The organism is Streptomyces sp. NPDC092045, assembly GCF_044756005.1.
Lineage (GTDB): Bacteria > Actinomycetota > Actinomycetes > Streptomycetales > Streptomycetaceae > Streptomyces.
On sequence record NZ_JBIVSC010000002.1, the window covers coordinates 292786 to 307744 of the forward strand.

Below are 14959 nucleotides of genomic sequence, written 5' to 3' on the forward strand. Positions count from 1 at the left end.
TTCAGGCGGCCTCGTGGAGCAGCACGCCGCTGACGGATCGGCTCGCCGTCACCGACTTGCCCTCTGGCGTGTAGTCGCAGGCCACGACCATGGAGAACGGTGAGGTGCCAGCCTCCTCGTAGAGATAAGCGAGGTTCTCCGACAGGTAGTGGGCCACACCCAGCGAGCCCACAGCGTGCACTCCGGCGATCAGGAGGAACGTTCCCTGCCCGTCCGGCCGGGGGAGCCTGCCCAGATAAGCCACGTCCGCCGGCGTCGCATTCTGCGGGTCGTCACTCGGCGACGCGTAGACCTTGCCGCTCTCCCGCTCGACGAGGGCCCACCGCCCGTCCGGCAGCGTCTCGAACGCCAGCCGGGGGTCCTGGCCGAACACGGCTGCCACGGCGTCGGAGCTCTTCGGTCCGCAGACGACGACGAGGTCGTCCCGGTTGAGGTCGATCTCCCCGGAGACCGGGATGTACTGGAGCTCTCCGTCGAGCTGAAGGCTCTGGGCCAGCGCCAGCATCCGCTGTCCCGTCGAGCTGTCCTCGACCGCCACGTACTCCCGCTCACCGAGGCGCGTCGGCACAGCGACCTGCACGTACTGGGCCCCCAGGAAAGCCCGCTCGGGGGGCGGGCCGGCATCCCGGAGCTGGGCGACACGCGCACGGCTTACGCCCATGAGTTTGGCGACGTCAGCCATGGAGTGACCGTTTTTGCGCAGCCACGCGATGCTCTCTTTGCGCATGCGTGAGGTCTCGATGACGGCAGCCTGCAACTCCGTCATGAGGTCAACCGCGGCTTTGACGCGCAGGGCGTGGTCCTGCATCGCCGAGACTCGCCGGACTTCCTCGATCAACGTCCCTGCCTCACATATCGCCTCGGAGAAGTGCTCACAGGACACATGTTAAGGGGGGATTGACACCAACCGCCAGACACCGCCATGCTCTGCGGCAACCCCCCCTTAACAGGAGGGGCTCCGAACGGCTTGGGTGGTAACCCCCCCTTGCCATCCGGGGCGGCGCCCGGAGAGCTCCGCGCAGGCGGGTGGGCTCGATGGAAGCGACTGGACCTTGAGAACTGAACAGAGTGCTGAGGTATCCGCCCCCCTCCGGCAACAAGCGGGCGGCGTGCGCGGGTTCTGTCCTCGCGTACGGATCAGCGCAACTCAACTTTTCCGCCCCGCCTCGCGGCAGGCTGCGGCCGGTTGCCTCCTCCGCCCGTCCGGCCCCCTTCGCTGGGGTTGCCGTACGGGCGGGGTCGAGGGGAGCCGGAGCTGAACTCCCGAGCTTCAACGGCATGAACCCCCGGTGCTCCAACACCGGGGGTTCGGTACGGGCCGTTTCCACCCCCTTACGACGAAGGGAGCACGACCCATGAAGTCCATCATCACACTCCCCGCCACCAGTGCGGAGCTGGCGTTTGACGGCGAGCCGTCGGACGCGGAGCTGGACGCGATCGAGCAGGAGCTCCCGCTGATCCTGGCGGAGGTTGACCTGCTCGACGTGGAGATCGCTCTGCTGGACCGGCCGGTGAGCGTGCTGGGCGCCCAGCGGCTGCGCCGGCACCGGCGCCGGGTGCTGGCGGCCCGTCGGGACCTGACCAACCGCACCGCCGTGCAGTCGGGTGGTGCCGCGTGAACGCCCGGTCGCTTACGGACATGGCCGCGTCGCTGACGGCGCTGGTCGCGTTGGACGCGAAGTTCTCGCACCTGCCCGCGCCGAACGTGGACCTCTGCCCGGTCTTCCCGGACCGGCTGCGGCTGTCGCTCCACGACGACCTGGGCGCGTTCGAGGCGTGGCGCGAGGCCCTGAACATCGACCCCGTGGCGGTTGTTCACCGCGTTCAGGGAAACGGCAGGACTCAGGTTCTGAAGGTTCACGGCCGCTTCGCCGGCGCCGACATCGAGCTGGTCGGCTTCACCCCCACCCCGGCCACGGAGCCGCTTGCGGCGGGTGTGGGGGCGGTGTCGTGAACGGTGTTCAGATCCGTTCAGCCGAGCAGGCCCTGAACGTGGGCACGTGGCTGATCGTGTGCGGGGCGATGCTCTACTCCGTCCTCACCGTCACCCCGCTGATGCGGGCCCACACCTCGGACGACTGGGACTGGACCGCCCCGATCCTGCCGATCGTGGTGGACGCCGCGGTGGTCATCGTGGTCCGTCTCGACTCTGTCCTGGCCCGCTTGGGCGGGGAGGGCGGGCGATGGCCGGTGGTGCTGCGCTGGATGACCGGCGCCATGACCCTGGCCCTCAACGTCGCCGACTCCGCCTTGAAGAAAGACCTGGTCGGCGTGGCCGTGCATGCGGTGGCGCCGCTGCTGCTGATCGTCACCGCCGAGACCGGACTCGCCTACCGCCGCGCCATCACAGCGGCGGTGGCGGGTCTGGAGGAGCGGGAGCGGGCCGAGCGGAAGCAGCGCGAGCAGGAGGCCCGCCGGCGGGTCGAGGAAGCCGAGGAGGCTGAGCGGCGTCGGGTGGATGAGGAGGAGCGGCGGGAGCGGGAGCGGCGGGAGTTCGACGCGAAGCTGGCCCGTGAACAGCGCGAGCACGAAGCAGCCCTGGCCCGTGAACAGGCCGAGCGGGAAGAGCGCGCACAGCAGGCCGAGCGCGAGCGGATCGAGACGGCCGAGCGGGCGGCGCGGGAGGCTCGTGAACGCGATGAACGCGCCCGTGAACAGCAGCGGCTGGAGCGTGAACGCCGTGAACGCGAGGCCACCGAGCGGGCCCAGCGCGAGCGTCGCGAGGCCGCCGAGAGGGCCGCCCGTGAACAGCGTGAGCGGGAGGAGCGGGCCGAGCGTGAACGCGCCGCACTCCTGGCCGCCGGCCCAGCCGAGGAGCAGCAGGAGAAGGAACTGGCCCTGCGGACGGTGGCCGCTGCCTTCGCAGCAGGACTGTCGGTGCGGCAGGCCGCCGAGCTGTGCGGCTGGTCCACCGGCTGGGTCACCGGCCACTACCAGAAGCTCCGCGACACCACCCCGGCTCTCGAAGGAGCGTCCCGGTGAAGCTCTCCCCGCACGCCAACCCGCCCGAGCCGAACGACCTGCTGATCCGGTTCCACAACCAGACCGACGCCGCCATCGACATCACCGGCAAGGAGCACGGGCACTCCGCGCGCTGGCACTGCCACGGCTGCGGCGACCGTTCCGGGGAGCACAGCCTCTCCTTCGCCCGCAGCGACGCGAACGAGCACGCCACCACCTGCCGGGCCTCTCACCACCGGCTCGGCTGATGGGCGCCCTGCCCGTCTACCGCTGGCACCTGGCCCCGGAGGGCCTGGCCACCTTCCGTCAGCTCCGCGCGCTGGGGCTGCGCCCGGGTGGTCAGCCGGTGGTGGCCCAGCTCGAACGGCCCCGCCGCCGGCGCGGCCCCCTGGTGGCCTACCTCTACCGCATTGACCAGGCCAAGCCCGTCCGCCCCATGACCCCCGCCCGCCGGGCGGCCTTGGCCAAGGCGAACGCCACCCGGCAGGTCTGCCCCGAGTGCGGTCGGGATGCCGGATACCGCATCCCCGCCTCGCTCGGCATGTGCGTCCCCTGCGCGGACGCCCCCACCCCACTTGCTTCCTGATCTGGAGGTTTCCCTCATGGATCGCAGTCCCGCGCAGGGCTCGCACGTCTACGTGCTCACCCTGCAGAACCCCCAGCACAGTGCCTGCACCCTCTCCGGCACCTACACCCCGCCCCCGGGCATGACCCGCTACGACGCCCTGACCCAGCTCCGCATCGACATGGTCCGCCAGTACCCCTCCATGGAGGGCGCGGTCGTCCTCTACTTCGCCCTGGAGCCCAACCACCTCACCCCCGCCGGGGAGGTGGCCCGATGACGGACCTCAGCACCGAACAGATCACCGTCCCCGCACCGCCGCTTCCGTCCACCCCTCCGTCCACGCCGCCCGCCGAACAAGCGGCAGCCAAGCAGGATCCGAGGGTGGAGCACGCGGCGGGTGGGTGGCCGGTGGTGCCGTTGGCCACGACCGGCGCGAACAGCACGGTCACCGGTCTGGCCACCGCCGCCCTGGTCGGCGGCCCGGCCGGTATCGCCACCGCAGTCGCCGGCATGGCGGTCGTGGGCGGTGCGGTCCTGGCCCGCCGGGCGGCCCGCAACCGCACCGCCAAGACCACCACCCGCGCCGCAGCAAAGACCAAGAACGTGCCCACACCCCGCACCACCCGCCAGCACGCCGGCGGCACACGGGGTGCGAGCACCACGGGTACGGGTACGGGTGCGAAGCGAAGCAGCTCCGGTGCGCTGTCCCGCTCCAACAAGCCCACCCCGGGCAATGGCCGTTCCACCGGGTCGACCACTTCGGGTACTTCTTCGGCCCGGACGGGTCGGCCGGCGGGGCGGGTCGGGCAGGTGAAGGCGCTGCGGCAGGCGGCGAGCACGTCGGCGCCGACCCGGTCCCAGCGCCGTGCCCAGGCCTCGCAGAACCGGCGGCACGCCGCCGACACCCGCCGCACCACCCCCGCCTCCCGCCAGACCGCCCGGACCGGCAACTCCGCCGGAACGGGCACCTCGGGCCCGAAGAACCAGGGCCGGGACCGAAGTCTGGCGTCCAGACTGGGCGGGAAGGTCCGGTCCGGGCGTGACACCGCTGTCCAGCGGGCCCGGGCGGCGCGGGACCGGCAGGCGGCGAAGGCGGTGGACGCTTCCCGCGGGAAAGTCCGCGCCGCCCTGGCCGCCAAGCAGAAGCGGGCCATGACCCGGGCGGTACGCAAGCAAGCCCGCAAGGCACTGCGGCGATCCGCACTGCGCAAGCAGGGCCGCCGCCTGCTCGCCGCACTCCTGGCCGCCCCGATCGGTGTGCTCGGCATGCTGACCACCCCGTTGGGTCGCAAGCTCGGCATCAAGGCCCTCCAGCACCCCGGCCGCCGCCTGTATCGGCGCCTGATGCGTACGGCCGAGGAGCAGCAGGCCCTGCGCGATCAGAAGATCCGTGAGCAGCAGGCGACCGCCGAGGCCGCCATCGACGCCGACCTGGCTCCTGAGCAGCAGATCGGCGGCACCGTCCAGCGTCCCGCCTTCCTCACCCCCGCCCTGCCCGCATCGCCCGTGGAGGTCGTGAACGTGTCCGGTTTCAAGTTCGAAGAGGCCGCCGCCGAGATGGAGAACGCGGCCCGCACCTACGAGCCCGAGACGGCCATGGAGATCCTGACCATGGTCGACAACCTCCCCGACGCCCTCACCAGCGTCGCCAACACCTTCCGCATCCTGGCCGAGCGCTCCGACAGCGAGTTCCCGCTGGAGAAGGACATCGCCGGCGCCTTCGACGAGATCTACGGCGCCCTGATGCGCGCGGTCGACTCCTCCGGAGACCTCGCCCCGCTGTTTAGGCAGGTCCACGAGCACGACATCGCCCGCCACGAGGACCCCCGCAACGGCCACGAGGCCGAGAAGGGCTGGAACGTCTGATCATGGCCACCAACACCACCCCCAAGACCTCCTCGGGGCCGGTGTGGGACTGGGCGGCTGGTCACGGACCCGTGACCGGCGCCCTGTCCGCCACCACCGGAGCCCTCGCCCTGGCCACCACCGGAGCGGCCACCGGTATGCCGCCCGCCTGGGCCCTCGCGGTCGGCACCGCCGGCGCCATCGGCCACACCATCTCCACCCTCCGCGAACGCCTCTCCGCCCGCACCCTCACCCTCCGCGCCTCCTCCTGGCTCCTGGGCGCCGGGTGGACAACGTGGGCGATCGCGGACGGGCCGCTGACCTGGCAGGCCATCGGCTCCCTCGCCGTCCTCGGCGTCGGCATCGGCACCGCATCACGGTCCGTCGGCCTGTATGAGGACGCCCGCGAGCTGGAGCTGATCGCCCTGGCCGACCGGCAGGTCAACGCCGAGATCCAGGCCGAACGCCGCACCCTGGCGGCCGAGTGGGTCGAGCGGATCCAGCGCGTTTCCGGGGTCACGGTGACGGTGCTGGCGATCGAGAAGTGGCCCACCGCCACCGGGTTCACCATCGACGCCGAACTACCCGGCGCCACCACCTACGACCGGATCGCCAAAGACTCCGCCCTGCTCTCCGCCGACGCCCGCCTGCCCCACGGCTGCACCGTGGCGGCGACCCCGGGCATCCACCAGGGCCGGGTCCTCATCGACATCTCCACCGTCAACGTCCTGGAGAGGGAGATCCCCTACCCGTCCGAGTACGGGCCCCTGTCCATCCACACCGGCCTGCCCTGGGGCGTGCGCTCCGACGGCCGGGGCGTCCTGGTGCACCTGCGTGAGCAGTGCGCGCTGATCGTCGGGCCGACCGGGTCGGGCAAGACCAACATGGTGCACGACGTCCTCGCCGGGTTCGCACGCGCCACGGACATTCTGAGCTGGGTCATCGACCTCAACGCCGGATCCGCCGGCCTGCCCTGGGTGCGCCCCGCCTTCGACGGCGACGGCACTCCGGATAAGGAGACGCGGCCCGGGATCGACTGGCTCGCCTCCACTCCGGAGGAGGCCGAGCTGATGCTCGACACCGCCCTCAGGGTGGGCAAGCACCGCAAGGTCGTCTATCAGGATCTGATGGCGAAGGAGAACACCGACCTGCTGCCCATCTCCGCCCGGATCCCGCAGATCATGATCCTGATCGATGAGGGCGCCGAGATCCTGACCAGCAACGATCCGAAGATGCGCAAGCTCGCCGCGAAGATCGTGGAAGTCATCCGGCTGCTGCGGTCCATGGGCATCCGCACCGTCCTCACCGCCCTCGGGGCCACCGGGGCGGTGCTGGGGAACCTGATGATCCGCCGCGAGGCCAAGACGCGGGTCTGCCTGACCGGCGGCGAGGTCGAGGGCATGGACCTCTCCCGCATCTTCCAGGGCTCCCGGGGCCTGCGGCCCGAGCAGGCTCCCTACAAGGGCGCCGGATTCATCGGCACCCCCGAATCCGCCCCCGGCCTGTTCAAGTCCTGGCGGATCACCCCCAACCAGATCGCCGACATCGTCCGCGCCACCAGCGCCCTCCACCCGCGGCTGGACGAGTCGTCCGCGAAGGTCGCCGGACCCGACTACGCCCGCCGCTGGGACAGCGACCGCACCGCCTGGATGCGCACCACCGACAGCACCGGCACACGACCGGTCCCGACGGCCGAGACCCGCCCGGCGCGTCCGGGCGGGCTGAACCTCTCCGCCCTGCGCGACGCTCCCGCGCCGGACGCTCCGCCGGCCGACGAGGACGCACTCGCCGCACAGTTCATGGCCCAGATCGACGCCCAGTTCGGCACCACCGACGAGCCCGCTCCGGACGACCGGGAGGAGGGTGAGCGGTCTCATGGGCTCAACCTCTCCGCGTTCCGCAAGGAGCGGGAGAAGCCGGAAGGACCGGACTGGCTGCCCGACGCGCTCGACGCGATCAAGGCTGCCGGGACGGACGGCATGAAGCCCTCCGCCGTCGCGGACGCGGTCGCCAAGGACCGTAAGACCGTTCGGGCCGGGCTCAAGGCGGCGGCCGAGCGGGGCGAGTTGGTCTACCGGGACAACGGCCCGCACTCCGTCTACGTCCACCCCGACCACGCCTAGAACCCTCCACAGAGAGCTACTGGGTACTGGGTAGTGGGGTGACACCCCACTACCCAGTAGACGCCCCAGTAAGGCGTACAGGGGCTTTCATCAGGTTTTTCTACTGGGGACCCAGTACCCGCTACCCAGTAGCGCACCCCACTAGAACCACACAGCGTCACCAGGCCCGGCGGGCGGCACCTCACGACAAGGTGCTGCCCGCCGCTGTTGAAAGGACCGCGTTGTGCACTCCGAGACCCCGTATCAGATCACCCCCACCCCTCTCTACGACCACCTCAGCGCTGCCCGGCAGCCGGTGATCCTGCCCGCCCAGATCCCGCCGGGCATCGACTGGGTCACCCTCCCCAACGGAGTCCGCACCCTCGCCTACACCCAGCCCGCGCCCACGCCACAGGTTCCGGTTACCGCCTCGCAGCCGGTTCCCACGTGGGCCAAGACCACCGCCCTACTCGCCCCCACCGTCGGCGGCGGAATCGCCGCCGGCGGCATCGGCCTCTCCTACGCCGCCCCGGGACTGATCGCCATGAGCCACGCCCTGTGGTCCGCCGCCGCCCTCCTCGTCGCCGCCGTCATCGCCGTCCCCATCCTGCTCCGCACCGCCCGCCGCGCCACCGGCACGGGGGCGGGGCAGGGTGGCGGGGCCACGCACATCACGCAGACCATCACCGCGACCGGCCTGTTCGGCCGCGCCAGCGGAACCATCAACCACCGCTGACAAGCCGAAGGCGGCCCCCGAGTCTCGCCAAAGAACTGGGACCGCCCTCTTCTCCGAGTCCATCAACAGACCTGTGGAGGTCTCCAGCATGACCCATCACCTCCCGATCCGGCGAGACGGCGCCCGGCCGTTACTCCTGGACCTGTTCTGCTGCGCCGGCGGCGCGGCCATGGGCTACCGGCGGGCCGGGTTCGACGTCGTCGGCGTCGACATCGCCCCGCGCCCGAACTACCCCTTCACCTTCGTTCGGGCCGACGCCCTGGAGTACCTGGCGAACCTGATCGCCACCGGCGAGATCGGACGGTTCACCCTCGTCCACACCTCGCCGCCCTGCCAGGCCGGATGCGCGCTGACCGTGGGCACCAACCGGTCCAAGGGCTGGGGCGGCACTCATGTGGACCTCGTACCGCCCACCCGGGTGCTGTTGGAGGCGTCCGGGCTGCCGTACGTCATCGAGCAGCCCAACGGCCGGGCCGAGATCCGCAAGGACCTGACCCTGTGCGGCGAGCAGTTCTCCCTCGGGGTGCTGCGGCACCGCAACTTCGAACTCGGCCGCTGGTCCGTCACCCGACCCGCCCACCCCAAGCACCGGGGACGGGTCCGGGGGTGGCGGCACGGCGAGTTCTTCGACGGCCCGTACGTCGCCGCCTACGGCAACGGCGGCGGCAAGCCCTCCGTGCCCGAGTTGCAGGCGGCCATGGGCATCACCTGGACCGACGTCCGCGAAGAGCTGACCGAGGCCATCCCGCCCGCCTACACCCAGTGGATCGGCACCCAGTTCCTCGCCCAGGTGCGTGCGGGGGTGGCCGCGTGAACAGCATCCCCACCACCGCCCTCGGCCTCGCTGAGCAGGGCCTGCCGGTGCTGCCCCTGCGAGCCGACAAACGGCCCTTCGGCAACTGCGCCGCATGCGACGACCTCGCCTGCGGCGGACGGCCGAACATGCGGGCCCCCGGCCCGTGCGCCTGCCCGTGGCCGTGCCACGGCTGGGCCGCTGCCACCACCGACCCCACCGTCGTCGGCTCCCCGCAGTGGGCGGCGACATGGCGGCAGGCACGGGCGATCGGCTACCACCCCGGCGGCGCTGGCATGACCGTGGTCGACCTCGACAACCAGGCCGCCATCGACTGGGCCCGGGAGAACCTGCCGCCCACCACGACCGTGGCCACCACGCGCGGAGAGCACTGGATCTACTCCGGCGCCGTGCGGTCGGTGAACGGCGTCCGCGAAGGCGTCGACATCAAGTCCACGATGTCCTACGCCCGCTGGCTCGGCCCCGGCATCGGCCCCATGGTCGACGTCCCCGCCACCGTGCATGAGTTGGTGAAGGTGAAGCCTGTCGTCCGGTCCGCGCCTCGTCCGGTAGCGGTGTCCGCCCCGGCCGGCGTCGGGAAGTGTCCGCATCGCTCCCCGGTCTACCTGGAGCGCGGGATCGCCATGGCCGAGCAGCGCATCACCGCCGCCACCAGCGGTGTGCACGCGGCGGTGTACCGGACCTTCCTCGCGGTGCTCTCCGCCCACGGTCGCTGCGGCTGCCTCACCGAAACCCACATCGGCCGCCTGTTCACCGCCGCCCAGGCCAAGGGCGAGTCCCCGCGGCACTGCACCGACGCGTGGGCGAACGCCTCCACGGCTCTGGGGATGTGATATGTCCGAGGACGAGAAGACTCCGGCGCGCGAGGTCATCACCGAGTACGCGCAGCAGCATTTCCGCTACTTCCGCACGGTCGACGGCACCGTCTACGCCCAGCGCAACGGCCACCCCGTCGCCCGCCCCATTCGCTCGCAGGGCACCACCGGCAGTCACCGGCAGGAACTCATGGTCGGCCTGTTCCACGACGGGCACGGCGTCTTCAACGGAACCGCCCTCAAGGAGGCACTGGACTTGATCGAAGCACTCGCCCTGTCCCAGGACGTCCAGCCCACCCACATCCGCGTCGCTCCCGGATTCGACGGTGCCACCTGGCTCGACCTCGGCCGCGACGACGGCCGCTCCGTCCGCATCCACCCCAACGGCTGGGACATTCGCATTCCCGACCCGCGCGAGGTGTGCTGGCGGCGCACCCAGCTCACCGGGGAACTCCCGCTGCCGGCGAAGGACACTGACGGCAAGGGCATCGACCTGCTGATGCGGCTGTGCAACTTCGCCAGCGCCCAGGGCGAGAGCCTGGCCCTTGCCTGGCTGGTCGGCTGCCTCGGCCCCTCCGTCCCCGTCCCCGCTCCCTTCCTCACCGGCCCTCAGGGTGCGGGCAAGTCCACCGCCGGGCGGATGTTGGTGCGGATCATCGAGGGTATGAGCGGCGACCTGCGCCGGGCACCGAAGGACGAGGAGAACCTGATCACCGCCGTCGCGGCCGGATGGGTCACCGCCCTGGACAACCTCTCCCACCTCGGCCCGGACCTGTCGGACCTGATGTGCTGCATCGTCACCGGGGCCGAGACCATCAAGCGCGCCCTGTTCACCGACGGCGACGTCGTCCGCTCCCGCTACCGCCGGCCGCTCCTGCTGACCGGGATCGACGTCGGCGTCATCCGCCCCGACCTCGCCGAACGTCTCCTTCCCCTCCGCCTGGAGCGGCCCCGGGTGCGGCGGACCGAGGCGGAACTGTGGGCGGAGTTCGAAGAGGCCCTGCCGGTCATCCTCGGTTCCCTGCTTGACCTCACGGTCAAGGTCCGCGCCACTCAGGCGCAGATTCCTACCGACCTGCGCATGGCCGACTTCGCCCACCTGTGCGCCCAGCTCGACACCGCCACCAGCCTCGGCGCCCTGGACGCCTACCGCACCAGCCTGGACGACCTCAACGACGACGTCATCGAAGGCGACCTGCTTGCCCAGACCGTCCTCAAGCACGCCGGCGGCATCGCCCCGGGTGCGGACGTGCGGATGACGTCGGCGGAGTGGCTGCACTGCCTCAGCCAGCTCTACAGCGGCGAGGACCTGCGCCCTCTGCCCAAGGGGTGGCCCACCACCGGCAAGGTCCTCTCCGACCGCCTCAAGCGCCTCCAACCCGTCCTGGCCGCACGCGGCGTGCTCGTCGACTGGGGCCGGAAGAACAGCGCCCGCTACATCGAACTCGCCCGCCCCCTGCCCCCGGCCGACGAGCAGCAGCCGGCGTTCTGACCCACACCCGCCGCGACCGCTCGCGCACAAACAAGAGGAGCACCCCGCCGCCGTGGCGACGGGTGCTCCTCTTGCTCTTCGGCGGCTCGCCGCCGCCCAAAGGTCGTGCCGCTTCGCGGCTCCCTCTTCACGTCCGGAGGCGCGCACGACAACAGACACAGACCCCTCTCTTTTTCCTAAGTAGGAAGCGCTGCGTCACCTACGTCACCAGCGGCCCCGAAACCGCTCCTGAGCTGCTCTGACAGGGGTGACGCAGACCCCGAATTTCTGCGTCACCCTTCGTCACCTGCGTCACCCCGTGACGGACGTCTGCGTCACCCGTGACACAGCCCGAACGCTCTGCGTCACCGAAAAAACCCAGGTCAGAGGGCTTGAGTGACGCGGATGACGCAGTGACGCAGAAATCCCGACCTCGGACACATACGCCTCCCTGAGGCGTCCTCTCAGGACTGGCAACCCGACTGTCCACAAGCCAGAGGAGAGCCGATATGGCATCCGCCGTGACCACCCTGCGGGCCGGACTCCCGGACCGGTACCTCACCCCCGAGGACATCGCCGAACTCTTCGACGTCCCCCTGGAGACTGTCTACCACTGGCGCAAGAAGCGCACCGGCCCGCCCGGATTCCGCGTCGGCCGCCACGTCCGCTACGACCCCGCTGCCGTCCGCACCTGGGTCACCCAGCAGAGCGAGTTCGACGCCGCTGCCTGATCCGCCCCTCACCGGTCTGTGCCGCCCCCGTCGTGGGGCGGCACAGACCTTCCACGCATCGAAAGGAACCGCACCCACCCATGGCTGGCCACGTCCAGGACCGTTGGTACAAGACCGAGACCGACACCGACGGCAAGGAGCGCCGGGTCAGGACCGACCGCTACGGTCTCGGACTCCGTTACCGGGCCCGCTACATCGGTCCCGACGGCACCGAGAAGTCCAAGAGCTTCCCGGACAAGCAGAAGCGCCTCGCGGAGAAGTGGCTCTCCGCCATTGAGGCCGACATGAGCCGCAGGCAGTACATCGACCCGTCCGCCGGACGGATCACGTTCCGGCAGTACGGCGAGAAGTGGCTCGCCTCCCAGACCACGGACCCGACGACACGCACGACGGTAGGCGTCCACCTTCGGCTGCACGCGTTCCCGTACCTCGGGACGCGGCCGATCGATTCGTTCCGGCCCGAGCACATCCGCGAGTGGCTCGCGGCGCTGGAGAAGTCCCTCCCGGTGTCTTCGTACCGCCGGGTCATCTTCGCCAGCGTCTCCGCCGTGCTCGCCGCGGCCGTGGACGACGAGCTACTCGCCAAGAACCCGTGCAAGTCGCGTTCGGTCCGGCCGCCGGCGCCCGGCGATCCCCGGGTGAGGCCGTGGACAGCGGAGCGGGTGTCCGCCATCCGCTCGGCGCTGCCGAAGCGCTATCAGGCGATGGTCGACATCGGCAGCGGCTGCGGTCTCCGACAGGGCGAGATCTTCGGACTGGCGGAGGAGCACGTCAGGTTCGACACCGGATGGCTCCGCGTCGCGAATCAGGTGAAGGTCGTCAATGGGCATCTCGTCTTCGGGCCGCCGAAGCGCGGGAAGGAGCGGGACGTCCCACTCCCCCGCCAAGTCGCCCGCGTTCTCCACGAGCACGCCGAGGAATTCCCGCCCGTCGACGTCTCCCTGCCGTGGCTGAAGCCGGACGGGCCGCTCGTCACGAAGCGGCTGTACTTCTCGCTCACCGGCGGCGGCGCCGTACGGCGGACCGACTTCAACACCCGCGTATGGAAACTCGCCCTCGTCCAGGCCGGCGTGATTCCGGAACCCAAGGAAGGCGCGCGTCACCAGGCGGCCCGCGAGCACGGAATGCACGCACTGCGGCACTTCTACGCTTCTGTGCTCCTCGATGCCGGCGAGAACATCAAGGCCCTCAGCTCGTACCTCGGTCACGGCGACCCCGGGTTCACGCTCCGGGTCTACACGCACCTGATGCCGAGCAGCGACGGACGGGCCCGCCGGGCCGTGGATGGGCTCTACGAGGGGTTCGATTCCACGCCTGACGGCCCAGGGACGGCCCAGGGCTAGTGAGACGGATCAGGGCCGACGGTTCGCCACCGTCGGCCCTGATCGTCAGTTCCAGGCTCTACCCGCTCTGACCTGCGCCTACAGCACCGGCAGGTTCTTCCGCAGCTCGAAGGCGGTGACCTCGGAGCGGTACTCCTCCCACTCCTGCTTCTTGTTGCGCAGGAAGAAGTCGAAGACGTGCTCGCCCAGGGTCTCCGCGACCAGTTCGCTGCGCTCCATCAGGGAGATCGCCTCGCCGAGGTTCTGCGGGAGGGGCTCGATGCCCATCGCGCGGCGTTCCGAGTCGGAGAGGGCCCAGACGTCGTCGTCGGCGCCGGCCGGGAGTTCGTAGCCCTCCTCGATGCCCTTGAGGCCGGCCGCGAGGAGGACGGCGTAGGTCAGGTACGGGTTGGCGCCCGAGTCGATGGAGCGGACCTCGACGCGCGAGGAGCCCGTCTTGCCCGGCTTGTACATCGGGACCCGGATGAGGGCCGAGCGGTTGTTGTGGCCCCAGCAGATGTACGAGGGGGCCTCGCCGCCCGAGCCGGCCGTGCGCGACGAGCCGCCCCAGATGCGCTTGTAGGAGTTGACCCACTGGTTGGTGACGGCCGAGATCTCGCCCGCGTGCTTCAGGAGGCCCGCGATGAAGGAGCGGCCCACCTTGGAGAGCTGGTACTCGGCGCCCGACTCGTAGAAGGCGTTCCGGTCGCCCTCGAAGAGGGAGAGGTGGGTGTGCATGCCCGAGCCCGGGTACTCCGAGAACGGCTTCGGCATGAAGGTGGCCTGGACGCCCTGTTCGAGGGCGACCTGCTTCATGACCAGGCGGAAGGTCATGATGTTGTCGGCCGTGGAGAGCGCGTCGGCGTAGCGGAGGTCGATCTCCTGCTGGCCCGGCGCGCCCTCGTGGTGGGAGAACTCGACCGAGATGCCCATCGACTCCAGCATGGTGATCGCCTGGCGGCGGAAGTCCATGCCGACGTTCTGCGGGGTGTGGTCGAAGTAGCCCGAGTTGTCGGCCGGGGTGGGCCGGGAGCCGTCGAGCGGCTTGTCCTTCAGGAGGAAGAACTCGATCTCGGGGTGGGTGTAGAAGGTGAAGCCCAGGTCCGAGGTCTTGGCCAGGGCCCGCTTCAGGACGTAGCGCGGGTCGGCGAAGGACGGCGAGCCGTCCGGCATCAGGATGTCGCAGAACATCCGGGCCGTGCCCGGCGCCTCCGCGCGCCACGGCAGGATCTGGAACGTGCCCGGGTCCGGCTTGGCGATCATGTCCGACTCGTAGACGCGGGCGAAGCCCTCGATCGCGGAGCCGTCGAAGCCGATGCCCTCGTCGAAGGCCTGCTCCAGTTCGGCCGGCGCCACGGCCACCGACTTGAGGAAGCCGAGCACGTCGGTGAACCACAGGCGCACGAAGCGGATGTCGCGCTCTTCGAGCGTACGGAGCACGAATTCCTGCTGCTTGTCCATTTCCACACCCATCCTCGCTGGTCAGGCCGCCTGATCCCACCGCCTCGGGCACATCGGGGGCACCTGAGCATCCCACCACATGGTTTCGCGCACGTTGCACACCCATACTGCCTGCTCGGTTGTGACTCAGGTAACG

The 14959-nt window shown here is 70.5% G+C and carries 16 protein-coding genes; 14 read left to right on the forward strand and 2 right to left on the reverse strand.

Annotated features, from left to right (window positions below):
* Window position 1: 1 nt before the first annotated feature.
* On the reverse strand, window positions 2–838 hold the full coding sequence (locus tag ACIQKA_RS08065; RefSeq protein ID WP_402540396.1) for a sigma-70 family RNA polymerase sigma factor: 837 nt from the start codon (window positions 836–838) through the stop codon (window positions 2–4).
* A 517-nt stretch (window positions 839–1355) separates the two neighbouring features.
* Here ACIQKA_RS08065 and ACIQKA_RS08070 point away from each other — a divergent pair.
* The 14 genes from ACIQKA_RS08070 (at window position 1356) to ACIQKA_RS08135 (ending at window position 13383) form a co-directional block, all read left to right on the forward strand.
* Window positions 1356–1619 (forward strand): DUF6284 family protein, encoded by a 264-nt coding sequence (locus tag ACIQKA_RS08070; RefSeq protein ID WP_402540397.1) that lies wholly within the window; start codon window positions 1356–1358, stop codon window positions 1617–1619.
* 20 nt (window positions 1620–1639) lie between these two features.
* Window positions 1640–1954 carry a hypothetical protein gene (locus tag ACIQKA_RS08075; protein WP_402540398.1) on the forward strand — a complete coding sequence of 105 codons (315 nt, stop codon included), beginning with the start codon at window positions 1640–1642 and terminating at the stop codon, window positions 1952–1954.
* The gene (locus tag ACIQKA_RS08080) at window positions 1951–2982 is read left to right on the forward strand and encodes a DUF2637 domain-containing protein (protein WP_402540399.1); all 1032 of its coding nucleotides are present in this window, start codon (window positions 1951–1953) and stop codon (window positions 2980–2982) included. Before ACIQKA_RS08075 ends, ACIQKA_RS08080 begins: the two co-directional genes overlap by 4 nt.
* Window positions 2979–3209 carry a hypothetical protein gene (locus tag ACIQKA_RS08085; protein WP_402540401.1) on the forward strand — a complete coding sequence of 77 codons (231 nt, stop codon included), beginning with the start codon at window positions 2979–2981 and terminating at the stop codon, window positions 3207–3209. Before ACIQKA_RS08080 ends, ACIQKA_RS08085 begins: the two co-directional genes overlap by 4 nt.
* A complete protein-coding gene (locus ACIQKA_RS08090; RefSeq protein ID WP_402540402.1) occupies window positions 3209–3547 on the forward strand; it encodes an RRQRL motif-containing zinc-binding protein in 339 nt (112 codons plus the stop codon). The genes ACIQKA_RS08085 and ACIQKA_RS08090 overlap by 1 nt, the downstream gene beginning before the upstream one ends.
* Before the next feature lie 16 nt (window positions 3548–3563).
* Window positions 3564–3803, forward strand: coding sequence for a hypothetical protein (locus tag ACIQKA_RS08095; protein ID WP_402540403.1), 240 nt, complete (start codon window positions 3564–3566; stop codon window positions 3801–3803).
* Window positions 3800–5392 (forward strand): hypothetical protein, encoded by a 1593-nt coding sequence (locus tag ACIQKA_RS08100; RefSeq protein ID WP_402540404.1) that lies wholly within the window; start codon window positions 3800–3802, stop codon window positions 5390–5392. The genes ACIQKA_RS08095 and ACIQKA_RS08100 overlap by 4 nt, the downstream gene beginning before the upstream one ends.
* A 2-nt stretch (window positions 5393–5394) precedes the next feature.
* Window positions 5395–7494 (forward strand): hypothetical protein, encoded by a 2100-nt coding sequence (locus ACIQKA_RS08105; RefSeq protein ID WP_402540406.1) that lies wholly within the window; start codon window positions 5395–5397, stop codon window positions 7492–7494.
* A gap of 223 nt (window positions 7495–7717) precedes the next feature.
* Window positions 7718–8209, forward strand: a complete 492-nt coding sequence (locus ACIQKA_RS08110) for a hypothetical protein (RefSeq protein ID WP_402540407.1) — start codon at window positions 7718–7720, stop codon at window positions 8207–8209.
* An 88-nt stretch (window positions 8210–8297) separates the two neighbouring features.
* On the forward strand, window positions 8298–9023 hold the full coding sequence (locus ACIQKA_RS08115; protein ID WP_402540408.1) for a DNA methylase: 726 nt from the start codon (window positions 8298–8300) through the stop codon (window positions 9021–9023).
* Window positions 9020–9856, forward strand: coding sequence for a bifunctional DNA primase/polymerase (locus ACIQKA_RS08120; RefSeq protein ID WP_402540410.1), 837 nt, complete (start codon window positions 9020–9022; stop codon window positions 9854–9856). The genes ACIQKA_RS08115 and ACIQKA_RS08120 overlap by 4 nt, the downstream gene beginning before the upstream one ends.
* Before the next feature lies 1 nt (window position 9857).
* Window positions 9858–11330 (forward strand): ATP-binding protein, encoded by a 1473-nt coding sequence (locus ACIQKA_RS08125; RefSeq protein ID WP_402540411.1) that lies wholly within the window; start codon window positions 9858–9860, stop codon window positions 11328–11330.
* Between the two features lie 488 nt (window positions 11331–11818).
* Window positions 11819–12040: a helix-turn-helix domain-containing protein gene (locus ACIQKA_RS08130; protein WP_402540412.1), complete on the forward strand. Its 222-nt coding sequence runs from the start codon at window positions 11819–11821 to the stop codon at window positions 12038–12040.
* Window positions 12041–12120: 80 nt separating this feature from the next.
* Complete coding sequence (locus tag ACIQKA_RS08135) at window positions 12121–13383, forward strand: tyrosine-type recombinase/integrase (protein ID WP_402540413.1); 1263 nt, start codon at window positions 12121–12123, stop codon at window positions 13381–13383.
* A gap of 78 nt (window positions 13384–13461) precedes the next feature.
* Here the strand turns inward: ACIQKA_RS08135 and ACIQKA_RS08140 are convergent, their stop codons facing one another.
* Window positions 13462–14823 carry a glutamine synthetase family protein gene (locus tag ACIQKA_RS08140; protein ID WP_125666630.1) on the reverse strand — a complete coding sequence of 454 codons (1362 nt, stop codon included), beginning with the start codon at window positions 14821–14823 and terminating at the stop codon, window positions 13462–13464.
* Between the last annotated feature and the right edge of the window lie 136 nt (window positions 14824–14959).

Coding starts and splice junctions, on each gene's coding strand:
- ACIQKA_RS08070 (WP_402540397.1), top strand. CDS start 1,356: ATGAAGTCCATCATCACACTCCCCGCCACCAGTGCGGAGCTGGCGTTT.
- ACIQKA_RS08075 (WP_402540398.1), top strand. CDS start 1,640: ATGGCCGCGTCGCTGACGGCGCTGGTCGCGTTGGACGCGAAGTTCTCG.
- ACIQKA_RS08090 (WP_402540402.1), top strand. CDS start 3,209: ATGGGCGCCCTGCCCGTCTACCGCTGGCACCTGGCCCCGGAGGGCCTG.
- ACIQKA_RS08095 (WP_402540403.1), top strand. CDS start 3,564: ATGGATCGCAGTCCCGCGCAGGGCTCGCACGTCTACGTGCTCACCCTG.
- ACIQKA_RS08100 (WP_402540404.1), top strand. CDS start 3,800: ATGACGGACCTCAGCACCGAACAGATCACCGTCCCCGCACCGCCGCTT.
- ACIQKA_RS08105 (WP_402540406.1), top strand. CDS start 5,395: ATGGCCACCAACACCACCCCCAAGACCTCCTCGGGGCCGGTGTGGGAC.
- ACIQKA_RS08115 (WP_402540408.1), top strand. CDS start 8,298: ATGACCCATCACCTCCCGATCCGGCGAGACGGCGCCCGGCCGTTACTC.
- ACIQKA_RS08125 (WP_402540411.1), top strand. CDS start 9,858: ATGTCCGAGGACGAGAAGACTCCGGCGCGCGAGGTCATCACCGAGTAC.
- ACIQKA_RS08130 (WP_402540412.1), top strand. CDS start 11,819: ATGGCATCCGCCGTGACCACCCTGCGGGCCGGACTCCCGGACCGGTAC.
- ACIQKA_RS08135 (WP_402540413.1), top strand. CDS start 12,121: ATGGCTGGCCACGTCCAGGACCGTTGGTACAAGACCGAGACCGACACC.
- ACIQKA_RS08140 (WP_125666630.1), bottom strand. CDS start 14,823: ATGGACAAGCAGCAGGAATTCGTGCTCCGTACGCTCGAAGAGCGCGAC.